This is a genomic window from Nonomuraea sp. NPDC049141, assembly GCF_040648415.1.
Classification (GTDB): Bacteria; Actinomycetota; Actinomycetes; order Streptosporangiales; family Streptosporangiaceae; genus Nonomuraea.
The window spans coordinates 638,071-662,644 of record NZ_JBEZDR010000003.1 but is presented as its reverse complement, the minus strand read 5'-3'; the positions used below and the strand labels follow the sequence as shown (position 1 = coordinate 662,644).

Annotated in this window: 19 protein-coding genes; 10 read left to right on the top strand and 9 right to left on the bottom strand. The window is 71.4% G+C overall.

What is annotated here, in order from left to right:
• Positions 1–31 precede the first annotated feature (31 nt).
• The 3 genes from selA to AB0B91_RS11460 are packed head-to-tail and all read left to right on the top strand — an operon-like array spanning position 32 to position 3,460.
• Entirely contained in the window at positions 32–1,312 is a 1,281-nt protein-coding gene (selA, locus tag AB0B91_RS11470) for an L-seryl-tRNA(Sec) selenium transferase (RefSeq protein WP_358318187.1), read from the top strand.
• Positions 1,303–3,036 carry a selenocysteine-specific translation elongation factor gene (gene selB / locus AB0B91_RS11465; RefSeq protein WP_358318186.1) on the top strand — a complete coding sequence of 578 codons (1,734 nt, stop codon included), beginning with the start codon at positions 1,303–1,305 and terminating at the stop codon, positions 3,034–3,036. The genes selA and selB overlap by 10 nt, the downstream gene beginning before the upstream one ends.
• Positions 2,975–3,460, top strand: coding sequence for a rhodanese-like domain-containing protein (locus AB0B91_RS11460; RefSeq protein ID WP_358318185.1), 486 nt, complete (start codon positions 2,975–2,977; stop codon positions 3,458–3,460). The genes selB and AB0B91_RS11460 overlap by 62 nt, the downstream gene beginning before the upstream one ends.
• Here the strand turns inward: AB0B91_RS11460 and AB0B91_RS11455 are convergent.
• The 6 genes from AB0B91_RS11455 to AB0B91_RS11430 all read right to left on the bottom strand — a co-directional run bounded on the left by AB0B91_RS11455 (position 3,453) and on the right by AB0B91_RS11430 (position 10,976).
• Positions 3,453–4,649 carry a hypothetical protein gene (locus AB0B91_RS11455; RefSeq protein ID WP_358318184.1) on the bottom strand — a complete coding sequence of 399 codons (1,197 nt, stop codon included), beginning with the start codon at positions 4,647–4,649 and terminating at the stop codon, positions 3,453–3,455. The genes AB0B91_RS11460 and AB0B91_RS11455 overlap by 8 nt on opposite strands.
• Positions 4,646–5,479: a PhnD/SsuA/transferrin family substrate-binding protein gene (locus AB0B91_RS11450; protein WP_358318183.1), complete on the bottom strand. Its 834-nt coding sequence runs from the start codon at positions 5,477–5,479 to the stop codon at positions 4,646–4,648. Before AB0B91_RS11450 ends, AB0B91_RS11455 begins: the two co-directional genes overlap by 4 nt.
• Positions 5,476–6,606, bottom strand: a complete 1,131-nt coding sequence (locus AB0B91_RS11445) for an acyl-CoA dehydrogenase family protein (RefSeq protein ID WP_358318182.1) — start codon at positions 6,604–6,606, stop codon at positions 5,476–5,478. The genes AB0B91_RS11450 and AB0B91_RS11445 overlap by 4 nt, the downstream gene beginning before the upstream one ends.
• 286 nt (positions 6,607–6,892) lie before the next feature.
• On the bottom strand, positions 6,893–8,605 hold the full coding sequence (locus AB0B91_RS11440; protein WP_358318181.1) for a PQQ-binding-like beta-propeller repeat protein: 1,713 nt from the start codon (positions 8,603–8,605) through the stop codon (positions 6,893–6,895).
• 1 nt (position 8,606) lies between these two features.
• Positions 8,607–9,485 (bottom strand): hypothetical protein, encoded by an 879-nt coding sequence (locus tag AB0B91_RS11435; protein WP_358318180.1) that lies wholly within the window; start codon positions 9,483–9,485, stop codon positions 8,607–8,609.
• 132 nt (positions 9,486–9,617) lie between these two features.
• Positions 9,618–10,976 (bottom strand): MFS transporter, encoded by a 1,359-nt coding sequence (locus tag AB0B91_RS11430; RefSeq protein WP_358318179.1) that lies wholly within the window; start codon positions 10,974–10,976, stop codon positions 9,618–9,620.
• A 167-nt stretch (positions 10,977–11,143) separates the two neighbouring features.
• On the opposite strand from AB0B91_RS11430, the gene AB0B91_RS11425 reads away from it, so the two are divergent.
• The 4 genes from AB0B91_RS11425 to AB0B91_RS11410 all read left to right on the top strand — a co-directional run bounded on the left by AB0B91_RS11425 (position 11,144) and on the right by AB0B91_RS11410 (position 15,703).
• Positions 11,144–11,821, top strand: a complete 678-nt coding sequence (locus AB0B91_RS11425) for a GntR family transcriptional regulator (protein ID WP_358318178.1) — start codon at positions 11,144–11,146, stop codon at positions 11,819–11,821.
• 47 nt (positions 11,822–11,868) lie between these two features.
• The gene (locus AB0B91_RS11420; RefSeq protein WP_358318177.1) at positions 11,869–12,762 is read left to right on the top strand and encodes a dihydrodipicolinate synthase family protein; all 894 of its coding nucleotides are present in this window, start codon (positions 11,869–11,871) and stop codon (positions 12,760–12,762) included.
• 170 nt (positions 12,763–12,932) lie between these two features.
• On the top strand, positions 12,933–14,066 hold the full coding sequence (locus tag AB0B91_RS11415) for a sialidase family protein (RefSeq protein WP_358318176.1): 1,134 nt from the start codon (positions 12,933–12,935) through the stop codon (positions 14,064–14,066).
• Positions 14,063–15,703, top strand: a complete 1,641-nt coding sequence (locus tag AB0B91_RS11410) for a hypothetical protein (RefSeq protein WP_358318175.1) — start codon at positions 14,063–14,065, stop codon at positions 15,701–15,703. Before AB0B91_RS11415 ends, AB0B91_RS11410 begins: the two co-directional genes overlap by 4 nt.
• A 9-nt stretch (positions 15,704–15,712) precedes the next feature.
• Here the strand turns inward: AB0B91_RS11410 and AB0B91_RS11405 are convergent, their stop codons facing one another.
• Positions 15,713–15,838, bottom strand: coding sequence for a hypothetical protein (locus AB0B91_RS11405; RefSeq protein WP_358318174.1), 126 nt, complete (start codon positions 15,836–15,838; stop codon positions 15,713–15,715).
• 101 nt (positions 15,839–15,939) lie between these two features.
• Positions 15,940–20,145: an HAD-IC family P-type ATPase gene (locus tag AB0B91_RS11400; protein ID WP_358318173.1), complete on the bottom strand. Its 4,206-nt coding sequence runs from the start codon at positions 20,143–20,145 to the stop codon at positions 15,940–15,942.
• A 223-nt stretch (positions 20,146–20,368) separates the two neighbouring features.
• On the opposite strand from AB0B91_RS11400, the gene AB0B91_RS11395 reads away from it, so the two are divergent.
• Entirely contained in the window at positions 20,369–20,974 is a 606-nt protein-coding gene (locus AB0B91_RS11395) for a hypothetical protein (protein WP_358318172.1), read from the top strand.
• 1,032 nt (positions 20,975–22,006) lie between these two features.
• Positions 22,007–22,918: a TIGR03621 family F420-dependent LLM class oxidoreductase gene (locus tag AB0B91_RS11390; RefSeq protein WP_358318171.1), complete on the top strand. Its 912-nt coding sequence runs from the start codon at positions 22,007–22,009 to the stop codon at positions 22,916–22,918.
• On the opposite strand, the gene AB0B91_RS11385 is transcribed toward AB0B91_RS11390, so the two are convergent.
• Entirely contained in the window at positions 22,908–23,876 is a 969-nt protein-coding gene (locus AB0B91_RS11385; protein ID WP_358318170.1) for a zinc-binding dehydrogenase, read from the bottom strand. The genes AB0B91_RS11390 and AB0B91_RS11385 overlap by 11 nt on opposite strands.
• Positions 23,877–23,935: 59 nt before the next feature.
• Here AB0B91_RS11385 and AB0B91_RS11380 point away from each other — a divergent pair, with 59 nt between their 5' ends.
• A complete protein-coding gene (locus AB0B91_RS11380) occupies positions 23,936–24,520 on the top strand; it encodes a histidine phosphatase family protein (RefSeq protein WP_358318169.1) in 585 nt (194 codons plus the stop codon).
• Positions 24,521–24,574 lie beyond the last annotated feature (54 nt).

Genomic DNA, 24,574 nt, shown 5'->3' with positions numbered 1-24,574 from the left:
TGATGATCAGCGAGTCCGGGGATGGTCGTGAGTGGATCGACGGAGTTCTGTACCGCGGACCGACGTCATGCTGGCCGACCCCCGGTTGGCCGCCGCGCAGGAGACGCTCGGCCGTAGCCTCGTCAAGGCCGCGGTGGCGAACGCCCAGCAACGTGTCCGCGAGGGCTTCACCGACCCCGAGGGCGCCCTGGACGCCGCGCTCGCCCTCCTGCCGGCGACCGCCGGCGGTCTCCAGCACGTCGTCAACGCCACCGGTGTGCTCGTGCACACCAATCTGGGCCGGGCTCCGCTCTCACCCGCCGCCATCGCGGCGGTCACCGCGGCCGCCGGCTACACCGACGTCGAGTTCGACCTCGCCGACGGGCGGCGCGCCCGCCGTGGCCGTACGGCTCTCGCCGCGCTGGCGCAGGCGGTCCCCGAGGCGCGGGCCGTGCACGTGGTCAACAACAACGCGGCCGCACTCGTACTCGCCGCCACGGTGCTCGCGCAGGGCAGGGAGATCGTCATCAGCCGCGGTGAGCTGGTGGAGATCGGCGACGGATTCCGCCTGCCCGAGCTGCTGGAGTCCGCCGGTAGCCGGCTCCGCGAGGTCGGCACCACGAACCGGACCGCCCTGCGCGACTACCAGAACGCCTGCGGCCCGGAAACCGGCTTCATCCTCAAGGTGCACCCGTCCAACTACCGGATCGAGGGATTCACCTCCGAGGTCTCCATCGAGGAGCTCGCCACGATCGGGCCGCCCGTGGTGGCCGACATCGGCTCCGGGCTGCTGCGCCCGGAACCGCTGCTGCCCGGCGAACCGGACGCGGCCGGCGCGCTGCTCCAGGGAGCGGCGCTGGTCACCGCCAGCGGCGACAAACTCCTCGGCGGCCCGCAGGCGGGTCTCCTGCTCGGTGACGAGCACCTCGTGGAACGGCTTCGCCGCCATCCCCTCGCCCGTGCGTTGCGGGTGGACAAGCTCACCCTGGCCGCGCTCGAAGCGACCCTGCGCGGCCCGCGACCGCCGGTGCACCGATCGCTCCACGCGAGCACCACCGAGCTCATGGAACGCGCGGAGCGCCTCGCGCGCCGGCTCGGCGGCCGGGCGGAGGCGGTGCCGACCATCGCCAGGGTCGGTGGCGGGGGCGCACCGGGAGTGGAGCTGCCCAGCGCGGGAATCGCCGTGGACAAGAAGCTGACCCTGCGGCTGCGCTCCTACGATCCTCCCGTGATCGGCCGGATCACCGACGGGCGGCTGGTGCTCGACCTGCGCGCGGTCGAGCCCGATCAGGACGAGGTCATCGCCGCCGCGGTGGAGCATGCGTGCATGTGATCGCCACGGCCGGGCACGTGGACCACGGCAAGTCGACGCTGGTCCGGGCGCTGACCGGGATGGAGCCCGACCGCTGGGCCGAGGAACGCCGCCGCGGCATGACCATCGACCTCGGGTTCGCCTGGACCACGCTCCGATCGGGTGAACGGATCGCGTTCGTCGACGTTCCCGGGCACGAACGGTTCGTCACCAACATGCTGGCCGGAGTCGGGCCGTGTCCGGCGGTGATGATCGTCGTCGCGGCGGACGAAGGCTGGCAGGCCCAGTCGGCCGAGCACCTGGCCGCGCTCGACGCCCTGGGCGTCCGGCACGGCCTCGCGGTCATCACCCGGGCCGACCTCGCCGATCCGGAGCCTGCTCTGAGGCAGGCTCACGGCCACCTCGAAAAGACCAGCCTGGCGGGGATCGACAGCGTCGTCGTCAGCGGACGGACCCGGCAGGGATTCGCCGAGCTGGAGGCCGCCCTGGCCCGGCTCGCCGCCGCGCTGCCCGAGACGGACACGGAAGGTGCGGTCCGGTTGTGGATCGACCGGGTCTTCACCGTCACGGGCGCCGGGACCGTCGTCACCGGAACGCTGACCAGGGGCACCCTGCGCGTGGGCGACGAGCTGGACGCAGGCGGGCATCAGGTCAGGGTTCGCGGACTCCAAACCCTCGGAGAGAAAGCCGAGCAGGTCTCGGCGACCGCCCGCGTCGCCATCAACCTGCGCGGTGTCGACCGTGACGACCTGTCTCGTGGCATGGCGCTGGTGACACCGGGCGCCTGGATACCGACCCAGGTCATCGACGTGCGGCTGGATTCCGGCATGGACCAGCGGGGGGACGCGGTCCTCCACATCGGGTCGGCCGCCGTTCCCGTCCGGCTCCGCCTGCTGGGCGCCGACACCGCCAGGCTCACCCTCGGCCGTTCCCTGCCACTCAGGACGGGCGACCGGGGCCTGCTCCGCGACCCCGGCAGGCGGGAGATCGTCGCCGGACTCCGAGTGCTGGACATCCGTCCCGTCGAACTGCGGCGCCGGGGTGCCGCAGCCGCCAGGGCGGCCGCGCTCGACGAAGTCGACCTGCCCGACTCCGCTACCCTGCTGCGCTGGCACGGCCTGCTGACGGGAAACGAGCTGACGGCGATGGGCTGCCCGCCCAGCGGTTCGCCCGTGGCCGGCGACTGGTACGCCGATCCCGGACACTGGTCGTCGCTGGGACACCGTCTCGCCGACCAGGTCTCGCGACGGCCCCCGCTCGATCCGGGGATCACCGTGGGCGCCGCCGCTCAGCTGCTCGGCCTGCCTGATCGGCGACTGGCCGAGGCGCTCGTCGCACCGCCTCTGGTAGTTAAAGCCGGGCGGATCCTTGTCGCCGGCCGGTCTCTGCCTCCCGCGATCGCCAGGGCGGTCGCGGAGCTGGCCGCCGGCCTCGCCGAGCATCCCTTCGACGCCCCCACCGCCGAGCGCCTGGAAGAGCTCGGCCTGACGGGGAAGTCACTGGCGGCCGCGCTCCGCTCGGGCGCGGTGACGTCGATCGGGAAGAACGTCATCCTGCTGCCCGACGCGCTGGACAAGGCGGCGGACACTCTCGCGCGGCTTCCCTCACCCTTCACAGTCAGCGATGCGCGGGTCGCCCTGGCGACGACCCGCCGCGTCGCCCTACCTCTCCTGGAGTGCCTCGATGCCCGTGGAATCACCCGGCGTACCGATAACGACCGGCGAGTATGCCGCCCCCGCGACTGACGTCGACCGGCTGCTGGCCCAGGCCCGCACGGGGCTCCATCGCCTGAGTCCCGCCGAGGCCTGGGCAGCCGTGCGCAGCGGCGGGAAGATCGCCGACACTCGTCCCGAGTCTCAGCGCCGGGCCGCGGGCGAGATACCCGGAGCCGTCGTCATCGAACGCAACCATCTGGAGTGGCGGCTCGACCCCACGTGTGAGTCCCGCATTCCCGAGGCCGGCTCCCATGACATCCAGTGGATCGTGATCTGCGCCGAGGGATACTCCTCCTCGCTGGCCGCGGCGGCGCTGCGGGAGCTCGGGTTGTCCAACGCCACCGATGTCGTCGGCGGGTTCGAGGCATGGGTGGAGGCCGGCCTGCCGACAGTCCGCCCTGCTCGGCCCACGGTGCCGCGCGGCCCGAAAGAAGGCGAACACGAGGTCACATGAAGTTGCGTGTGTGCAGAGCGGAGAGTTCGGCTGCCTCCTCGGCGGGGAAACCCAGGCGGATCAGCCGGTTTCTCCGCCCGTCGTACATGTCCAGGTGCAGGCGTTCAACGGCGGCGTGTCCACGGGCGATCGCGGGCGCGGTCCATTCCCCCGCGGCCAGCACGGTCAGCGCGTCCAGCACGTCCTGATTGATGCCCGCGGTGCTGAGCAGGGCATCGTGACGGCGCTCGATGGCCCCTCTCAGCCGCGCGGTGAACGCGGGGTCGCGTCTGGACTGCTCCCGCAGATGCCCCATGCCGAAGGCCACGTGCCGGGCTTCGTCCTGGTGCACCAGCGTCACGACCTGGCGGGTGACCGGATCGGGGGCGTGCTCGGCCAGGAAGGACAACAGGTTGAGGAAGGTGCCCTCGCCCAGCACTGACAGCAGGAACAAGGCGAGCGAGAAGTCCGGTTCGGCCAGCAGTGACGACAGGGAGCTACGCCCGGAGACGGAGGAGGTGCCCAGGTCGTGGCCCTTGAGCAGCGCCCTGCGGGTGAACACCTCGACGTGCCGGGCTTCGTCGGCCGCCTGTACGGCGAGCAGCTGGAGCACCTCACGAAAGTGCGGGTGAACCCGGGCCAGCAGCCGGGCGGGGATGACCAGGGCGGCCTGCTCGTTCTCGATCAGGTAGGTCATCACCTGAACGACCGCGCGCTCGATCTCAGCGGGCAGGTCGAAGGGAGTGTCCCAGCCGATCGCGGTCGCCGGGTCCCACTGCCTGGCCGCCGCCTGCGCGTACAGCTTCGGCGCCAGGTCGGCCCACACCAGTTCCTTGCGGTCGAGGTCGAAGGACAAGACGGGTCCGCCGGCCTCGACCAGGGCGCCGCGAGCGGCCAGACCCCAGTGCGCGGCCGGCCGTAGCACCGCGGCGGCGGATCCGGCCGCGCCCGCGCGCTCCGCACCCGCCCACCGATCGTGAACGCCGCGGCCGCACACCACCCACGTCCGTACCCCGGCGGTATCCGCCGGGGTCTCGACCCGATGCCCCTGCGAGCGGCACCAGGCGGCCAGGTGGAGGGTGAGCGCCGCGTCCGTACCCGTGACGCCCAGCCGTCCGCCCACCGGCATCATCGCCAGTTCGCCGGCGAGCAGGATGTGAGCGCCTCGGTCGAACCCGACGTCACCCAGGTCGACGACCCGATCCGTCACGGCTGGTAGTCCTCCGCGACCAGACCTCCCTGTCCGTCGTAGAAGCCGCTCACCGCGACCTCCAGCGCGCCGTACCCGCTCGTGCGGCCCTCGTTCCAGGCGGTCAGCCCTTCGAGGTCCAGGAGGGGGCGAACCTCGGGATCGGCGTAGGACATGCCGAGCAGCAGCTCGGCGAAATGCCGGACGTGCTCTTCCGGAGCGGTGTCGGAGACGGCCATGACGCAGTGATCATAGGGTTCGGTGGCGGTGAGGATCCGGGTGGAGCCGGCCGGCAGCGTCCCCTCCCGCCCGAAGAGGAGGTGGTTGGCATCGATCATGCACGCCGCGGCCGCCTCCCCGGACATCAGCGAGCGGGCCGCCTCGCGCTCCCCGCCGATGTGGTCGCCGTGCAGGCCGACTCCGATGTCGAAGCGCCGGACGTCGACCTTCACGCCGGCTTGACGCAGGTGGTCCAGCGGCAGCAGCGTGGCCTGCGGCGAGTCGATGGCACCACAGGCCACGACCCGGCCGGCGAGGTCGTCCACCGTCTGGATGCCGGAGTCCGCACGTACCACCACCACCGACCGCAGATCTCGATCGGTGTCCCGCATCACCAGCGGTCGCACCGTACGTCCGAGCGCCTCGGCCATCCGCCGGGAGCGGATCCAGGCCAGCGGAGAGTGCCAGGCCGCGTGGATCCGGCCGGCGACCAGATCCTCGGCCTGCCGCTCGTAGTTCGAGTACAGGACGAAGTCGTACGGCAGACCCTGGCGCACGAGCCAGGCGCGGAACCCCGACCAGATCGTCACCACCTTCGGGTCGTACGCCACGGCTCCCATGAGCAGCGTCATCGCGCCGCCTCATCGAACAGCGGGAGCCCGAGCGAGGCTCGCCCGACGAAGTCCAGCAGCGCCTCGGTGGTCGGAGCCATGACCCGGGCGGCCAGCGCGTCGCGGAAGTGACGCTCGATACTCAGGTCCCGGCGGAAGGCGGAGCCGCCGCACAACCGCATGACGTCATCGGCGACCTCAGCCGCGGCCTCCGCCGCGACCGCCTTGACCTGGAGCACGCGGAGCATGGCGTCCTCGCGGCCGGACTCCAGCGCAGTCAGCGTGTCGTCCAGGAAAGCGCGGGTCTGGTGGACTCTGGTGAGGATGCGGGCGAAGGCGGATCGAGGGGCGTCCTGATCGGCCAGCCGCTGCCCCAGATGCGTCAGAACCGTGCGAGAGACGTGTTCCCCGGCTTCGTCAGCCAGCGCCTGTGCGATGCCGATCGAGCAGGCCGCATTGAGCACGAGGAAGCCGGGCAGCGCTGTGGCCAGCGCGAGGTCCAATCCTTGCCCGTCCGCACCCAGCATCGCGCTCATAGGCACCCGAGCCCCGTCCGCGGCCATGGGACTGGACGCGTTACCACGCAGACCAAGCCCGTCGAACGCGCCTGTGACGGTCAGGCCCGGCGTGTCGCCGGGCACCAGCCACAATGTCATCGGCCCCGTGCTCGCGAGCGGCCGGCTGGACCACACATACCCATCGGCGTGTCCGGCCGCGGTGACGAAGCTCTTGCGCGTGTCAAGCGCGACCTCGCCGTTCTCCGCTTCCGCCGCGGTGCCCACAGGAGCCCAGAAGTGGCTGCGCGAACCCGTCTCGGAGAAGGCCAGGGTGGTGAGGTAACGGCCTTCGGCCACAGCCCGGCGGGTCTCCGCCGGGCCGTGCGCCTCGATCACCGCGGTGGCGGCGAAGTGCATGAGCACGATCATGGCGGTGGATCCGCAGGCCGCGGCCAGCGAGGTGATGACCTGAGCCGCCTCGCGCAGCCCCTGGCCGGCTCCCCCTACCTCGGTCGCGCTGACCAGGCCCAGGACTCCCGCCTTGCCCAGCGCTTCGATGCCCGCGGCGGGAAAGACTCCGCCGCGGTCGGTCTCGACGGCCGCGGGTCCGATCACATCGGCGATCACCGTCTCCAGCTCAGCCTCAAGCATGTATCCCTTTCATATGATCATCAGGCGCGATGGAGCCCAGGGTCATCAGCATCCGCTCCCCTATGACATTCCGGGCATGACGCCGGCAGCGAGCATGCAGGTCATATTGAGCCGGCACCCGGCGAGGTTGACGTTTTCCCAGGCCGCGAAGGCATGATTCCAGCCGGCCGCATTACCGAGCCGGACCACGACAGGACCATGATCGCACGACCCGCTTCGAACGAGAAGCCTCTTGAACCGGTTCGAGGGCAGAACCCGGCAGGGCCGGCCGAGCAGGTCGCCCACCTCATGAGCGGTGACCATGACGAGGGCCGGCAGAAGTCCGCAGGTTGTCTCGCAATCTGGGCGCGAGCCGCCGCACCGTCTCCGGTGTGGAGGCCACGAGCTTGGTGACGACCGGACCCACGCTGACCAGAGCCCCGTACTGGTCACCGGCGGGATGGCCCAACTGGTAGTACACGATGTCCGGCCCATCGCGGCCCTTGATGGTGGTGTCGAGCCCGTAGCGGACCTCCTCGGCCGCCAGGCGCCGCGCCTCGGACGTCGAGGGCGCCGTCCAGGTGACGGACACGGAGACGACGTCGCCCTTGTCGGTCGGCGGGATCCAGTCGCAGACGGCGGGTTTGGGCAGCGGGCTGCCCGCCAGCGTGCGCGCGTGCGGGTAGGCGAGGTAGCCCGGGGCCAGCAGGCTCAGGTCGCGGTCGGTGAGCAGGCCGCAGGCGTCCGGCCAGTCTGCCGCCGGGGCGACGCCGGGCGGGTTCGCCGGGGCCCGGTTGGCACGGACAAGGCGGTAGGCGGTGATCCGGGTGCCGTTCTTGACACCGGTGCTGTCGTCGTCCCGCGTCGGGGTGCTCACGAAGACCAGGCCCCCGGCGCCTCCCTCCAGGAAGGTGGCGCCGCCGGTGGCGGGCAACGGGAGCTCGCTCGCCTCACCTGTGGCGGCGTCGATGGCCAGCAGGTAGGCGTTCAGCGGCCAGGGTTCCAAACCCGGGTAGTTCCCGCTCTTCGTCACGAACAGGTCCCCGGTCGCGATGAACGACGTCGACCCCGCTACCCCCCGGGTCCAGCGGATGGCAACGGTGGCCGGATCGATTCCCTGAACGTAGCCTCCTCCGTCCGGGATCGATGTGTTTATTACAACGCCCTCCCCTGTGATGATCGGCGACCGGGTGGCCTCGCCATGGATGCCGGCGGGCAGCCGCCTGCCGTCCGATGCGTACAGGTAGGGGGTGTCGGAGAGGTGGACAAGGACGGTTCCGTCCGCGGCGGTCGCCACGCCCATGTCTGTCCGCGGGTCCGCCCCCTCGGCCGGTGGCCACTGCTGTGGCCGACGGTACGTCAGGTCACGGGTCCAGTAAGGGCGGCCGGTTTCCGGATCCACGGCGGCGAGGTGGACGCGGTCGTTCGCGCAGAGTTCGAGCACGGCGACCAGCTCGTCGGCGGCCGCCGCGGCCGCGGTGCAGCCCTGCAGAACGGGCATGACCGCTCTGGTCGCCCCGGTCCTGGCGTCGAGCAGTTGGACGTCCGACGCCGTCAGTGCCGCCACGGCTCGCCGGGTCACCACGGCCTCACGGGCGAGTCTCCAGCCCCACAGCCGCTGTCCCGTGGCCAGGTCGTAGCCGGTGAGCACACCCTCGAACTCGGCTCCCGTGCGTCCGGGCTGCTCTCGTAGGACGACGAGGGCTTCGTCGGCGACCCACAGCTCACGTACGTCCCCGAGCCGGGGTTCGGCCGGCACGGTGCTCAGGACGCGCCCCGTGACCGGGTCGAGGATGAGGATCCGGCCTATGCGCGCCGCCACCGCGAGGGCACGCTCGGACGCCACGAGAGTGTGGCTGTAGACGATGGCGTCCTCGGTCAAGCCGAACGAACGGTTGTCGAACGCCGCCGACCATTCGGCCCGCCAGCCCACCGCCTTCCGCACGACGGCCGGGGCGTCGGACACGAGGGCCAAGCAGGTCATCAGCGCCAGCAGCGGTACACCGACCAGTCGTCGCACGTCAGCACCCCTCGATGCGGTACTTGCCCGGCTTGCTCCGGACGCTCCAGGCACCCATCGAGGACTGGTCGTACACGGTGCGGTAAGCCCGTGCGGGACCGGTCAGCCGGAACGGGAGCCCGCCCGGTCTGCGGATCACCACCTGCTCGGCGCGGCCGTTGCTGACGACCGTGGCCACGAGTTCGAACTCGTAGTACGCCTTGCAGGCGGTGAGCGTCATGATGAAGGTCACCCGTTCGTCCCGGACCAGATCGATCTGCTTGGTCTCGAAGTACGGGGTGTCGCGATCCTTGACCGAGGTGAACCACGGCGTCGGCCGGTCGAGATCGGCCGCGACCTCGATGGTGCCCTGCTCGCCGGCATGGGCGGGGCTCAACAGCGCGCCGTCGGGCACCGGCTCGCGGGTCAGGATGCGCGGTCTGATGTCGGCGATCCGCAGGCTGGCGCGGTTGCCGTTCAGGACGACTATGGCCCTCGTCCGCCCGACCGGGGCGGCGCGGTAGCGCTCCAGAAAAGCCTCATGTTGCGCCGCGTCCGGCCTGCCCAGCAGGATCGCCCGGTCCTGCGCGGCGGTCACCGGCTCGCGCAGAGCGAGGTCGGGGTCATCGGTGCCGATCATCACATAGGCGGCCGTGACGGGCGCCTCTCGGCTGATCTCATCGAAGGCACCGGGCCCGAGCGAGCCGAACCAGCCGGTGAACACGGCGCCGGCCGCCGCGACGATCACCGCACCGACGACCCCGGCCACCCACGCCAGCACGGCTCGACCCGGTCTCGCCCCACCCGCGCCTTCCTCGACCGGCTCGCTCGGCTTCTGCTCGGGGGACTTCTTACCACTCGCGGGGGAATTGCCCCGCTTCGTACGACGAGCTCTGGGCATAGGCCGCCCTCTCCAGCCTGGGGAAAAGCCGGGAAACGTCCGAGCCCATCATCGCGTTTCAGGTCGTCTTCTGTCCCGCTCCCGCGGAACTCGACCGCGCCGCCGCTTTCGCGGCCGGCCGAGCACCCGCCGTCAGCGGACCGTCGTGCCCGTGGCGCTGAGGTCGCGGCGGAAGGACTCCGGCGCCTTGTACACGGCCACCATCGTGATCACCGCACCGACCATGACGTACGCGGCGACCAGCGGCCACCGGCTGCCGTCGGACCCGGCCAGCGCCGTGGCCACGAACGGGGTCAGCCCGCCGGCGAAGATCGAGGCGATCTCACGGCCCGCCGCGGCGCCGGTGTAGCGGCGATCCGCCGGGAACAACTCGGCGAAGAACGCGGGCTGGATGGCATTGATGGCGTTGTGCCCGAGGTTGAGCACCAGCACGTACCCGAGCACGATCAGCACCATCGACCCGCTGCGCAGCATGAAGAAGAACGGGAACGCCATCACGAACACCACGACCGCGCCGAAGAAGTAGACCGGCCGCCGCCCGATCCGGTCGGAGATCGCGGCGAACACCCCATGGCTGACGAAGGAGAGCACGGCCGCGACGAGGATCGCGTTGTTCAGCTGGCCCTTCTGCAGGCCGAGCGTGCCCGTGCCGTACGACAGCGCGAACACCGTGAGCAGGAAGTACGGCAGAGCCTCGGCGAACCGCAGCCCGATGATCAGCAGCAGGTTGCGCCAGTCGTCGACGAAGATCGAACGGATCGGACCATGAGCCGGGCGGTCCGGCTTCGCGGCCGCCTCGGCCACGTCACCCGCCGCCGGCGCGGCGGCGACGGCCTCGGTGAAGACCGGGGTCTCGCGCAGGCTGCGCCGCATCCAGAACGTCACGACGAGGACGGCCGCCGACAGCAGGAACGGGATCCGCCATCCCCAGGCCTGCAGTTGGTCATCGGGGAGCGTGTAGACGTAGGCGAAGACGAGCGTGATGAGGATCTGCGCCGAGAATCCGCCGGTGTTGGGCCAGGCGCTGAAGAAACCTCGGCGGTTCGGTGGCGCCGACTCCAGCACGATGATCATGGAGCCGCCCCACTCACCGCCCACCGCGAATCCCTGGAGCAGCCGCAGCACCACCAGCAGGATCGGGGCCCAGATCCCGATCGCCCCGTAGGACGGCAGCAGTCCGATGAGGATGGTGCTGAGCCCCATGACGGTGAGGGTGATCATCAGGGTGGACTTGCGGCCGTGCCGGTCCCCGCGACTGCCGAAGAAGAGCCCGCCCAGCGGCCGGGCCAGGAAGCCGACCGCGAACGTGCCGAAGGCCGAGAGCGTGCCAACGAAGCCGCTGGCGTCGGGGAAGAACACCTTGGGGAAGACGACGGCGGCCGCCGTCCCGTAGACGAGGAAGTCGTAGTACTCCAGCGTGTTGCCGAGGAAGCTGGATGCCGTGACCTTCCAGGTGTAGCGGCGGTCTGTCTTCGGAAGGGTCGCAACCATGGCGTCTCCCTTTCTGCCAGCGGCTTTGCACATTTCCGCAGGGATTCGGTTGTCGCACACTATGTCTTGGGAAACGGTTAACCGTCAACGGTCACCTGTTATCGGTTAACGTTGACCGTCTGCAGTAAGCAGAGATACCGTGGGCGGACAACACGGGAGGAGAGCTGGTGACGATCATCAATCCGTTGCGCAATCCACCGCTCGGAGATCAGCTGCTCGTCCAGCTCCGCTCGCTCATCGTGCGCGGCGAGCTGAGCGTGGGCACCCATCTGGTCGAGGGCAAGATCGCGGAGCGCTACGGGGTGAGCCGCGGGCCGGTCCGCGACGCGCTTCGCCAACTGGAGATCGAGGGGCTGGTCGAGACGCGCAAGCGGGGCGTCTCCGTACGCGGGCTGTCCGACAAGGATCTCCTGGAGCTTTACTCGCTGCGCGGCGCGCTGGAGAGCCTGGCCGTCCGGGAGGCCATCGCGCGCCTCGACGCCGCCGACTGGACCCCGATCGACGAGGCGCTCGACCAGATGCAGTCCGCGGCCGTGGCCGCCGACGCCGCCAAGTTCGCCGCGGCCGACCTCGATTTCCACAGCGGGTTCTACACGCTCGGCGACAACCGCTGGCTCACCGCCACCTGGGCGCTGCACCGGCCGCTGTTCGCGACGGTGTTGGAGATCACCAACACCGACCGGGATCTGGTTCCCGTCGCCGACGACCACGTCTACCTGAGGGACGTCATCCGCTCGGGCGACGTCGACGCCGCGCTCACCGCGCTCACCGCTCATCTCGACGGCTCCTGCAGCCGGATCCGCGCGACGCTGAGCGGGCGACCGCGCCCGCAGCCCGCCTTCTGACCCCAGTCACCGTCCGCCCGCCATCCATGACGAACCGAGGCTTTGCCATGCCAGAAAATACCCGACGCCGGGCGGAGGTCCTCGCCGCCGTTCCCACCTTCTTCGACGAGGCGGGCGAGCTCGACCACGCCACCACCAAGGCGCACTTCACCGATCTCGCGCGTCACGTCGACGGGGTCTTCGTCTGCGGCACCACCGGCGAGTTCCCGGCGCTGGACCGGGCGGAGCGCCGTACGCTGGCCGAGACCGCGCTGGCCGTGTTCGGCCCTGACCGGGTCGTGGTGCACGTCGGCGCCGCGGCCACCCGAGAGGCGGTGGTAGTGACCCGCGACGCCGTCGCCCTGGGGGCGCGCAGGCTGGCCACGCTGACTCCGTACTACCTGCCCGCCGACACCGGCGCCGTCCTCCGGCACTTCGCCGCGGTGACGGCGGCCGCGGGCCCGGCCGCCGTCTATGGCTACCTGTTCAGCGAGCGCTCGGGCGTGGTCGTCGAGCCCGCCGAGTTCGCCATGATCGCCGCCGAGACCGGGCTGGCCGGCGCCAAGCTGAGCGGCCTGGCGGCCGAGCGGTTCGAGGAGTACCGCGCCGCGCTCCCGCCGCAGGCTCGGCTGTGGTCGGGCGCGGACACCAAGCTCGCCGAGGTCGTCCGCCACGGCGGCGCCGGAGTCGTCTCCGGGCTGTCGGCGGCCTTCCCCGAGCCGTTCGCGATGCTCGCCGACGCCGTGACCGGCGACGACGCCGCAGTGGAACGCTCCGCCCAGGCGCGGGTGGACGAGGTGCTGGCCGCGCTGGGCGGCACCGTGGAAGGCATCAAGCTGGCGCTGAGCCACCTGGGTCGCGGAACCGGCGCCCTCCGCATGCCCGCCCCCGAGATCGGCCCCGACCAGCGACAGCACATCGCACGCCTGGCCGAGACGGCGTCGGCATCCCACGCGGAATGAACCGCGCCTCCATGGACCATGATCACGTGAGCTCGGCCGGCGCCGCAGGGACCCCTCGCGAAGCCGCGGAGCTCCGGCGCGAAGACGCAGGGACCCTCCCGGACGACGTGCGGACCCATCGCGAAGAGGCGGGGAGCCTCGGAGAGGTCGCGGGGATTCGCCGGGAGTTCGTGACCGTTGATGATCTGCGCTGGACGCAGTGCCATGCGTCCACGCTCGCGGTGGTGGACCGCGTTCCCGTGGTCGCGTGGTTCGCCGGGACCAGGGAGGGGACGCCCGACAACCGTATCCGGATCGCCCGGGACGGCCGGATACGCACCCTGGAGACCGGCAGGGCCGTCGCGCACTGGAACCCGGTGCTGGCGGTGGGGCCGGACGGTGCCCTGTGGCTGTTCTGCAAGGCGGGTGCGCGCATCTCCGAGTGGGTCACGCTGGTCACCCGGTCGTACGACGGCGGCGCCACGTGGGAGCCGGTCCGCGAACTCGTCCCGGGAGACCGGTCCGGCGGCCGCGGGCCGGTCAAGAACCCGCCGCTGCTCGCTCCCGGCGGCCTGCGCTGGCTGGCGCCGGGCTCAACAGAGCAGTGGGGCGAGCAACCCCGCTGGGATCCGTTCGTCGACGTGTCCGATGACGGCGGGCTGAGCTGGACGCGGTGCCCGATTCCCGTCGAGCACGCCGCCTTGACCGGCGCCGGGCACATCCAGCCCACGCTGTGGTGGGGAGCAGGCGGTCCTGTCGCCCTGATGCGCAGCACCGAGGGCCGGGCGTACCGCTCGGTCTCCGCCGACGGCGGGCGCACCTGGACACCCGCCGAGCCCACGGGCCTGCCGAACAACAACAGCGGCCTCACCGCGGTCACGCTGCCGTCGGGCCGGGTGGCCTGCGTGCACAACCCGGCCACCGAGTCGTGGGGCAGCCGCTGCCCGCTCGTCGTCTCGCTGTCGGACGACGACGGACTGACCTGGCACGCGGGACCGATCGTGGACGACGGCGCCGTCTCCATCGATCCGGCCGTCCCACGACTCCTGAACCCCGGCCCTGCCCGCAGCTCCGGCACCGCCCCCGGCACGGGCACCACTCCCGCCACAAGCTCCGGCACCGCCCCCGGCACAGGCTCCGGCACTGCCTCCGGCACAGGCTTCGCGCCGGGTGACGCCGGGGTCGTCACCAGCGGCGTCGCCGAGTACAGCTATCCGGCCGCGATCGTCACCTCCGAACACCTGCTCGTCACCTACACCTGGCAGCGCCGGGGAATCGTCCTCGCCCGGCTACCTCTCGCCGACCTGGAGCCGAACACGCCATGACCAGCCCGTACCGCCAGCCTGTCGCCCGCCCGGAGCGCTCCGCCGCGCCGCGCACCGCCTACCTGATCGCCAGCGGCGACCTGCGCCTGGCGGCCAACGTCGCCGGCTGGCCCGCCCAGGAAGCCCTCGAAAAGGCGGTCGCCTCGGCCTTCGATGACCTCGGATGGAGCGTGGTCCGCGCGAACGAGGTGGATCCCGCCAAGGGGCACGGCTTCATCGACAGCCAGCGGATGGGTCTGGAGGTCTTCAAGACCATCCCGGCCGACGCGCCGCTCATCGTCGCCGAGGCCGTATGGCAGTACAGCCACCACGTGCTGGCCAGCCTCCGCACCCACGAAGGCCCGATCCTCACCGTCGCCAACTTCGACGGGACCTGGCCCGGCCTGGTCGGGCTGCTCGGCCTCAACGCCGGACTGACCAAGATGGGCCGCCCGTACTCGACGATCTGGTCGGTCGACTTCTCCGACCGCTACTTCCTGGACGGCATCGCGAGCTGGGTGCAGGCCGGCCACATCGACCACGACGCCTCGCACGTCCGCCCGCTGCCACCGCTGCCGCCCGGCCCGGAAGCCGAGCTCGGCGTCGCGCTGGCCGAGGAACTGCTGCGCGACAAGGCCATCATCGGCGTCTTCGACGAGGGCTGCATGGGCATGTACAACGCGATCATCGACGATGAGCTGCTCAACCCCCTCGGCATCTACAAGGAGCGGCTGTCCCAGAGCGCCCTGTACGCCGAGATGCTCAAGGTGCAGGACGCCGAGGCGACGGCCGTGCGCGACTGGCTCTCCGCCGCCGGGATGCGGTTCGCCACCGGCACGGACGAGGCCACGGAGCTCACCGACCGGCAGCTGCGTGAGCAGTGCAAGATGTACGTCGCCGCGCTGCGGATCGCCGACGACTTCGGCCTGGACGCCGTCGGGATCCAGTACCAGCAGGGGCTGAAGGATCTCACCCCGGCATCCGACCTGGCGGAAGGGCTGCTCAACAACGTCGTACGCCCGCCGGTGACCAGCCGTGACGGCACCCGGGTGCTCTACGACGACGCCCCGCTGCCGCACTTCAACGAGGCGGACGAGGGCGTGGCCGCGGACGCGCTGGTGACCAACCGGGTGTGGACCGCCATGGGCCTCGACCCGGCGACCACGCTGCACGACGTCCGCTGGGGCGAACGGTACGGTGAAGACTTCGTCTGGGTCTACGAGATCTCCGGCTCCGTCCCGCCGTCCCATCTGACGGGCGGATACGCGGGCGCGGTGAGCCATCGACAGAACCCGATGTACTTCCCGGCGGGCGGCGGCACGATCAAGGGAGTGAGCAGGCCCGGGGAGATCGTCTGGTCCCGCCTCTACATCGCCGAAGCCCGCCTCCAGCTCGACATCGGCCGCGCTTCCGTCGTGGAGCTGCCCGAGGAGGAGACCGAGCGGCGGTGGGCGGCGACCAACCCGGAGTGGCCGATCGCGCACGTCGTCCACCACGGGGTCACCCGCGACCAGTTCATGGCCCGCCACAAGGCCAACCACGTCCAGATCGCCTACGCCCCCGACGCCGCCACGGCCGACAAGGCGCTCCTCGCGAAGGCGGCGTTCTTCCACCGCCTGGGCGTCGAGGTGCACCTGTGCGGCGACGTCAACCTCTAGGGCAGGGGCTCAGGCCGGGGAGAAGGCGGCGCGGCCGATGAGGGACGTGACGAGGGCCTGGACGATACGAGTGATCAACGCTTGCAGGAGCATCATGGCCGCCTTCGCGAGCACAGAGGCCAGAAATTCGGACACCGAATACCTCACATCACTAAATCTACCGTTAGCGAGATAATTCGCCACAAATGTTACATTTCGACGGTCGGCATGGTGTCCGTTTGGTGAACCGTTGGTGACTACCCCGCGCTCGCCCGTTCCATCAGCGTCGCGACCCACGCCGCCACGACGGCGCAGCCCAGGCCGATGACCCAGCCGAACGGGCCGACCGGACGGCAGCCGAAGACCTGGCTGAGGCCGGGGACAGAGACGATCACCATGAGGGCGGCCAGCGACGACACCGACGCGAGGAACACCGTCCGGTCCCGGCCCCCCACCGTCAGCGTCTGCAGCAGTTGCGCTCCCACCAGGCCGATGAGCCCGACGGTGGAGGCGCGACCCTGTGTGCCGGTCATCCGGCCGAGCAGCCACGCCGCGGTCGCCGCCGCGGCGGTGGTGACGGCGCGTACGTAGATGTCGCGGGTCAGGGCGGTGCCGAGCGAGACCTCCGGCCCCTCGGCGAGCAGCCGCTCCGGGCTCTCGGTATCCGGTGGGCGCACGGCCACGGCCATGGCGGGCAGCATGTCGGTGAGCAGGTTGACCAGGAGCAGTTGGCGGGCGTTCAGCGCGCCGCGCCTGGACAGCAGGCTGGAGCCGACCGTGAAGGCGATCTCTCCGACGTTCCCGCCCAGCAGGATGCCGAGCGAGTCGCGGACGGAGCCCCACATCGCCCGGCCCTCGGAGATCGCGTCGATGATCGTCTCGATGCGATCGTCGATCACGACGATGTCGGCGGCGGCCCGGGCGGCGGGGGTGGCCAGGGGTCCGAGGGCGATGCCGACGTCGGCGAGCCGGATCGCGGGGACGTCGTTGGCCCCGTCACCGGTGACGGCCACCACCTTGCCCGCGCGCCGCAGGCACGAGACGAGGCGGGCCTTGTGCTCGGGCGTGGTGCGCGCGAACACCGCCACCTCGGGCAGCACCGCGATCAAGGCGTCGTCGTCCAGCCGCTCCAGCTCGGGTCCCGTCATCACCCGCTGGCCGTTCAGAACGTGGATCTCGGCGGCGATGGCCTCGGCCGTGCTCGGATGGTCGCCAGTGATCATGACGACCCGTACGCCGGCTCGCATCAGTCCCTCGACGCTCCGCTTCGCCGTCGGCCGGACGGGGTCGGCCAGGCAGAGGAACCCCAGGAAACACAGGCGCTCGATGCGGGACTCGTCCAGATCGGCGCGGCTGGACGCCTGGCGCTCGGCGACGGCGAGCACCCGGAATCCCTGCAACGCGAGCCTGTCAACCTCCTTCTCCAGCTCGCGCCTGCTCTTCGCGCCCATGAGGACCGGCCGGCCGCCGCGGATCAGTTCGGTGCAGCGGTCGAGCACCACCTCGGGCGCTCCCTTGACGCTCAGCAGATGGCCCGACTCCGACAAGCCGAGCACCGCGTGGTAGCCACGCGCGGGTTCGAAGGGCAGCTCGTCGACCCGGTGCCACTCCCGCAGGCCGTCCTTGGGCGCGATGTGCAACCGGGCGGCGCCCTCCACGACGGCGCGGTCCGTGGGATGGGGGATGGCCCGCCCGCCCTCGAAGCGGGGCCCCGCCCGGAGTGCCGCGCCGACGATCTCCTTCAGCTCCGGCGTCAGTGTCTCGAGCGGCCGGGCGTGGTTTCCGTCGGACACCTGGCGCAGGCTGATGCGGCCTTCGGTCAGGGTCCCCGTCTTGTCGAAGCAGAGCACGTCGACCCGGCCCAGGGCCTCGATCGTCGACGGGTTGCGGACCAGCGTGTTGCGCTTGGACAGCCGTCTGCTCGAAGCGAGCTCGGCCACGGTGGCGATGAACGGCAGCCCTTCGGGCACCGCGGCGACGGCCAGGCTCACCGCGGGGGCGACAGCCGCGGACAGGGGTGAGCCGCGCAGCAGGTTCAGCACCATCAGGAAGGCGCCCGACCCGATCGCGGCGGGCAGGATCCTGCGGCTCAGTCTGCGGAGCCTCAGCTCCACGCCGCTCACCAGCGGCCCGTCGGGGGCCAGTCTGGCGGTCCTGCCCGCCTGGGTCTCCTCCCCTGTCGCCACCACCACTGCCAGACCGTGACCGGCCGCGACGGTGGTGCCCTCGAACACCATCGATCGGCGGTCCGCGATGGCGGCAGCGGCGGTGGGCGTCTCTGTCTTGGCCACGAGCTGCGACTCGCCGGTCAAGGTGGACTCGTCGATCTCCAGGCCGACCGCCTCGATCAGCCTGCCGTCGGCCGGTACGGCGTCGCCGGCACGCAGCTCGATCACGTCCCCCTTCACCAGGTCGTCGGCGACGCCGGAGACGCCGCCGCCGGGCCTGCGCAGCCGTACCCGCACGGCGGTGATCTCGGTGAGGCGGTGCAGTTCCCTGTCGGCGCCGCGCCGTTGCGCCCCGCCGATGACGGCGTCGACCACCATCACGCCGCCGATCAGCACGGCGTCCAGGGCCGAACCGACCGCGGCCGACAGGCCCGCGCCCGCGGCCAGGACCGGCGTCAACGGGTTGGCGAGCTCTTCCACCGACGCCATGACCAAGGAGGTGGGCCCGGTGGAATCCGGCCGCGCCGGCTTCGTCCTGCGGCGCGCGGCCTCCTTCTCGGTCAGCCCGTGCGGCGACGTACGCAGCAGGTCGAGGACGTCAGGCACCGTCATCGCATGCCATGGCGTACGGTCGGCGTCCACCGGCGGCGCCGTCCGCCTGACGTCGCGCCCCGCCCACTCCCCGGTGACCAGGGCGGCCACCGAGGTGCAGTCGCGTATCAGGTGCGCCCGCGCGACCGCTGTCCCGGCCGGCCCGAGAACGGCCAGGCCCGCGCCGACGACCCCCGCCGCCGCGGCCAGCCGTACGCTGCGCCTGCTCGCGCTCTTCGCGTACGGCACGCAACTCAGCAGCAAGTGGACCCCGTCGAGATCGCTGATCACGTCGGCGTCCCACGGCACGCGCCGCGCTCCCCTGAGCACGCCGATGCCCAGGTCGGCCTGACGCAGGCCACGCCTCGACGTACGGGACACCACGGCCACGACGTGCCCTTCGGACTGCAGCGCCCGCACCGAGGTGGCCAACCGGGAGCCGCCGTCGACGACCCGGTCGACACCGAGTCGCAAGGCAAGGCCCGTCTCCCCGCCGGCCAGGATCACGGTGCCCGCGCCTTTCGCGGCGGCGGCCACGGCTTCGGCCAGCGGGTGGGGCTCGGGCGCCAGCCCGACCAGCGCGATCGGGACGCCCTGCCGCGAGACGCTGACCGGCCGTACTCCCTGCCGGCGCCACTTCCGTACTTCCGGGGATTCGCGCGGCGCCGAGTACGGTCTGACCGCCCATCCGTCACGCTCGCGCGCAGCCGCGGGATCGGTGAGGTCGACCAGTGTGTAGAGCCGCGCGTGCAACTCGTCCAGGTCCTGGTCCGTGTCCAGCGGGATGACACCATCGATCGTCCACGCGCCTGTGGCCAAGGCGGTGGCGTCGAGGATGACAGTGTCGACGCGATCCATGCGGCGCAGCGCGTGGCGGTCGAGCACCATTCCGCCGCGTTTGGCCAGGGCACGCATGAAGGCGCCGCTGAAAGCGTCCCTGCCGACATGCGCGGCCTTCGGGATCCCTGTGACGAGCGTGGAGAGCCCGCGCTGGTGATCGCGGCTCACCAAGGTGACGACGGCGTCCGTCGCCAGCGTGACCGCGCTCGCGGCGTCGGCGTACCGCTCGATGGGGCCGTGCGGCAGCGGAACGGGACGAGGCCGCCCGGCGACCCGGGTGTGACGGTAGGCCCCGTCGGCGTCGGCGAACTCCTCTTCACGCAGCTCCCAGGCCCGGCGCCCGGCGCACGAGTCGATGTAGCGGCCGGCCGCGGCGACGGAGTCGACGAGCATCGACAAGGGCCGCATGGCCAGCGTCTGGGTGACGACGCGCGACGACGCGACCAGCGCGTCCGCGGCGGGCCTGCCCATGTGCCGCTCCAGCTCCCGGCGGATCCGCGGGGCGTGCTCGGCCAGCGACAGTACGGCGGGCACGGCCGGCGACAGCTTCGGCAGACGGGCGACCTGCCCGGCCAGAGCGAGCCCGGTGCCGACGAGGTGCAGGCTGAGACTCACCGCGGCACGGGCCTGCTGCTCCACGCCGTCGAGCGCCAGTGGGCCACCGGCTTGACCGCCGTCCACATCGAATTCATCGACGATGGCCACCAGCTTGTCCAGATCGGCTGTGGCCGCGTCGCAGCCCACGAACACGCAGCCGAGCGCGCCGTTCACCTCGGCCCGGTCCATGCCGACCGCGCGCATCCGGTCTTCGAGGGCCCGCGCGACCCGGTCCGTGCCAGGGCCGCCGATGTGCCGCAGTTCCACGCGGACTCCGCCCGCGCACTTCTGTATCCGGCGTGGGCGCGGGAGCATGCTCCGGACCGGTTCGGGGAGCATGCTCAGGACGGTGTCAACGGAGAACGGCCACATGCCGCCCCCTCGACGGAACCGTCCAGTCGGGCAGGCTGCTCAGAACGGGGGGCAACCCGGGCCTCACCCGCCCGACCGCGCACGCCCGGCGGTGCTCTTTCGACCACCTCGTGACGTGGTGGATTCGGACGTCCGCCGAGAGGAGGCCCTCGTAGAGCTGCCGGCGCCCGCGGCGGCACGCCTCGACGCGGCGGCCGAGGAAGTGGCACCCTTCGCCGCGGCGGCGCGCTTCGACGAGCTGGCACGCTTCGGCGCAGCGGTGGAGGCGGTGACACCCTTCGACGCAGCCGTGCGCCTCGACGCGGCGGTCGCGGTGGAACTCTTCGACGCGGCGGTGGAAGAGGTGACACCCTTCGACGCGGCCGTGCGCCTCGACGCGGCGGTCGTCGTGGAACTCTTCGACGCGGCAGTGCGCCTCGGCGCAGCGGTCGCGGTGGCGCCCTTCGGCGCGGCCGTGCGCTTCGGCGCGGCGGTCGCGGTGGCACGCCTCGACGAGGCGGCCGACGCAGCGGCGCGCTTCGGCGCGGCAGTGCGCTTGGGTGCCGTGGTCGCGGTGGTCGCGGTGCTGGGTCGCTCGGCGGTCGGGGATCCCTGCGCCCTGCGGGCGGGTGACCCGCTCTCCCCTTGCCATCCGCGCCGCGCGATCAGCGTCCCGGCGCCGATGGCGGCGGCCACCGGCCACTCGAGCACCCCGAAGGCCGCGAGCACGCCGAGCGCGCCATAGTAGGCGATGCGCTCAGGCGGAGGAAGGAGCGTCCGGGCCACGTCCACGGCATGGCCAACCTCCTGCCGGGAAATGCGCGGCATTTCCAGATGCGGCATCCCGACATGTGGCATCCCGACATGCGGCATCCGCAGATCCGAAGGACGGACCTTGATGCTCAACAGCGGCATGTCAAGCGAGAGCTCTTTGGACGAGCTCGCTCGAGACTGGGCAACGGCCATGATTCCTCCCCCATTTGAGGACGTCAGACGCCCCTGGCACGCTCCGGCCCCCACCGACGCACCACGAGCACCTAGACAACCTTCATCCTTCGATCCTTCGCGAAGCCGCATCCGACAAACAAGAGCCCCGTGCCTACTTTTATGGTCATATATCCGCTTCGTGGCACTCCATCCGCTTTAGACGGCACGGCTTCACAGAGCACCCTCAACCGGAAGACCGGGGCAACAGCCCTCAACGAGGTAACGCTCGGCACCAAACCCCGGAGACGGTCAACAATGCGCACGTAACGGCGCCCGGCCACGTGCGGGTTCAGCGGCCGTTTTCCTGGAGGCCCCCAGCCGCGAACGGCGGGTGGCGGCCAACCCGGCCGTGCCGTAAAGAAAAGAAAAGAAAAGCCCGCAGGTAGGCACGCGAGCCTGAACAGAGCACGCATGGCAAGCACAAACAGAGCACGCACGGCGAGCACGAACAGCGGGCACGACAGGGCGCGAACGGCGAACAGCCACGGGCGCGGTCGACAGGCACGGACCAACACGATGGCCCCGACACCGGACGCGGACGACAGACGCGGGTCAGACGCGAGTTGCGGGCAAGGGCAGCGCACACGGACAGCAGACGCGGGCGGCGGGCGCGGGCGGCGGACACGGATGACTAACGCGGACAGCTGACGCGGACAGCTGACGCGGACAGCTGACGCGGACAGCTGACGCGGACGGACGTGAAGAGCGGCGGGTGGTGCCATGTGGGGTGATCGCCTTTAAGCTAGCGGATCAGACAAGCGCTTGCTCAAATCAGAAAATGAGGTGGCCCGTGCGGCGGTTCAGGTTTGGGGCGGTGGTGCGGCAGGCGGAGTCGGGCAAGGCGTGGGCGGACAAGGCCAGGCGGCTGGAGAGCGCCGGGTTCGAGGTGCTGCTCGTGCCCGACCACCTGGTCGGGCCGCGATTCGCCCCCGTGGCGGCACTGGCCGCCGCCGCGAGCGCCACGACGCGCCTGCGGATGGGGACCCTCGTGTTCGCGAACGACTTCCGGCATCCGGCCGTGCTGGCCAAGGAGACGGCGACCCTCGACGTGCTGTCCGACGGGCGGCTCGACGTCGGGCTCGGGACCGGCTGGATGGCGGACGACTACCAGCAGGCGGGTCTGCGGTTCGAGTCGCCCGGGGTGCGGGTGGAACGGCTGGGCGAGGCCGTGGCCGTGCTCAAGGGGCTGTGGGGCGACGGGCCGTTCAGCTTCGACGGGAAGCATTACCGGATACGGGCGCTCGACCAGCAGCCCAAGCCCGTTCAGCGGCCACATCCGCGACTGCTGCTCGGCGGGGGCGGGCCGCGGATGCTGCGACTGGCCGCGCGGGAGGCCGACGTGGTGAACCTGGGGATGCGGGTACGCGCCGACGGCTCCGGCCCCGATGGGAGCGACGGCGGGCGGCAGGCGTTCATGGACAAGCTCCAGACGGTGCGCGCGGCCGCCGGCGACCGCTACGACCGGCTGGAACTGGGCACGAGCGTGGTCCAGGTGGGCGTGCGCAAGCCGGAGGAGACCTGGAGCGCCGCCGACACCTCACAGCTGGACGAGACGCCCCAGGTACTCCTCGGAACCCATCGCGACATAGTCGACAAGCTCCGCCACTGGCGGGATGAGCACGATATTTCGTATTTCGTGGTGCATCATGAGCGCGACCTCGATGCCTTCACCCCGATCGTCGAGGAGCTCGCTACGGGATGAGGATCACCTTGCCCATGGTGTTCCTGCTCTCCAGGGCCGCGTGGGCGGCGGCGGCCTCCGCCAGCGGGAAGGACTGGACCGCGGGCGTGAGTTCGCCGTTCGCCGCCGCCTCCAGGGCCCGGTCCCGCAGGTCGGTGCGGCCGCCCTCGCGGCTGAGCAGGTAGCCGATGCCGTCGTACGAGGTCACGCCGCGGGCCTTCAACTCAGCCTCCTCCGGGTGGAACCACTCCCCCGACGCCTGCCCGAACACGACCTGCCGCCCGCCCTCGCCGAGGAGCTCGAACGCGGCCCGGCCGAGCTTGCCGCCCACCCCGTCGAAGACGATCGTGACGTCGCCGATCGACTCCCGCACCACGTCGGCCCAGTCGGGCGCGTCGTAGTCCACCGCCAGATCGGCACCCAGCGAGCGGACCCGGGCCGCCTTCGCGGGACCGCCCGCGGCTCCGACGACCGTCGCGCCCACCCGGCGGGCGTGCTGGACGAGCAGCGTGCCGATCCCGCCGGCGGCGGCCATGACCAGCACCACGTCCGAGGCGGTCACGGGGGCGAGCTCCAGCACTCCCAGCGTGGTGGCGCCGGTCGTGTGCATGGCGACCGCCGCACCGTACTCCAGCCGGTCGGGCAGCACCACGAGACCGGAAGCGGGCGCGATGGCGAGGGAGGCGTAGCCGCCCGACGTCACCTCGCCGGTCACCACACGGCTGCCCACCAGGCCGGCGTCGACGCCGCCACCTACCGACTCGACCACTCCCGCCACCTCCTGACCGAACGTCGTGGGCAGGTCGGGCGCGGGGTGCGGGCCGACGGGCATGCCCCGTCTGAACAGCGTCTCGATGAAGTGCACCCCGATGGCGTGTACGGCGATGCGGACCTCGCCGACCCCTGGGGAGGGGTCGGGGGCGGACTCATAGCGGAGGTTCTCGGCGGGACCGAAAGAATGGAGCCTTATCGTGTGCATGCCTCCCAGCCTGCTACCTGAACCATGGTTGAGGTCAACCGTGCCGGATGATGGGAGGCATGGATGAGATGGTGTTGCTCAGGCACGGCGCGACAGAGTGGAGCACGGCGGGCAAGCACACGGGCCGCACCGACGTGCCGTTGACGCCCGCCGGCGAGGAGCAGGCGCGGGCGCTGGCGCCGCTGGTCAAGGAGGTGCCGTTCGATCTGGTGCTGGTGTCCCCCGCCCAGCGGGCCCGCCGCACGGCGGAGCTGGCCGGGCTGGAGGCGTACGAGATGGATGCGGATCTGTGGGAGTGGGACTACGGCGGCTACGAGGGCATCACCACGCCGAAGATCCGGGAGACCCATCCGGGCTGGTACCTATGGCGTGACGGCGTGATCCCCGGCGACGCCGAGCACCCCGGGGAGAGCGCGGCCGACGTCGGAGCGCGGGCCGACCGGGTGATCGCCAGGGCGAAGGCGGCCGAGGGACGGGTGGCGCTGGTGGCGCACGGGCACTTCCTGCGCGTGCTGGCGGCCCGCTGGCTGGGCCTGCCACCCGCCGACGGCCGCCTGCTCAAGCTCGACACCGGCACGTACTCACGGCTCGGCTTCGAACACGCCGAACCCGTGGTGACGACCTGGAACGCCCCGGTCACCTGACCTCAGCGCACCCGCGCCGACACCCAGGTCACCTGACCCAACCCGTACGCGCCG

Bases quoted from the DNA above. Each gene is read 5' to 3' on its own strand.
- AB0B91_RS11460 (WP_358318185.1), top strand. From the start codon at position 2,975: ATGCCCGTGGAATCACCCGGCGTACCGATAACGACCGGCGAGTATGCC.
- AB0B91_RS11450 (WP_358318183.1), bottom strand. From the start codon at position 5,479: ATGACGCTGCTCATGGGAGCCGTGGCGTACGACCCGAAGGTGGTGACG.
- AB0B91_RS11445 (WP_358318182.1), bottom strand. From the start codon at position 6,606: ATGCTTGAGGCTGAGCTGGAGACGGTGATCGCCGATGTGATCGGACCC.
- AB0B91_RS11435 (WP_358318180.1), bottom strand. From the start codon at position 9,485: ATGCCCAGAGCTCGTCGTACGAAGCGGGGCAATTCCCCCGCGAGTGGT.
- AB0B91_RS11430 (WP_358318179.1), bottom strand. From the start codon at position 10,976: ATGGTTGCGACCCTTCCGAAGACAGACCGCCGCTACACCTGGAAGGTC.
- AB0B91_RS11420 (WP_358318177.1), top strand. From the start codon at position 11,869: ATGCCAGAAAATACCCGACGCCGGGCGGAGGTCCTCGCCGCCGTTCCC.
- AB0B91_RS11410 (WP_358318175.1), top strand. From the start codon at position 14,063: ATGACCAGCCCGTACCGCCAGCCTGTCGCCCGCCCGGAGCGCTCCGCC.
- AB0B91_RS11385 (WP_358318170.1), bottom strand. From the start codon at position 23,876: ATGCACACGATAAGGCTCCATTCTTTCGGTCCCGCCGAGAACCTCCGC.
- AB0B91_RS11380 (WP_358318169.1), top strand. From the start codon at position 23,936: ATGGATGAGATGGTGTTGCTCAGGCACGGCGCGACAGAGTGGAGCACG.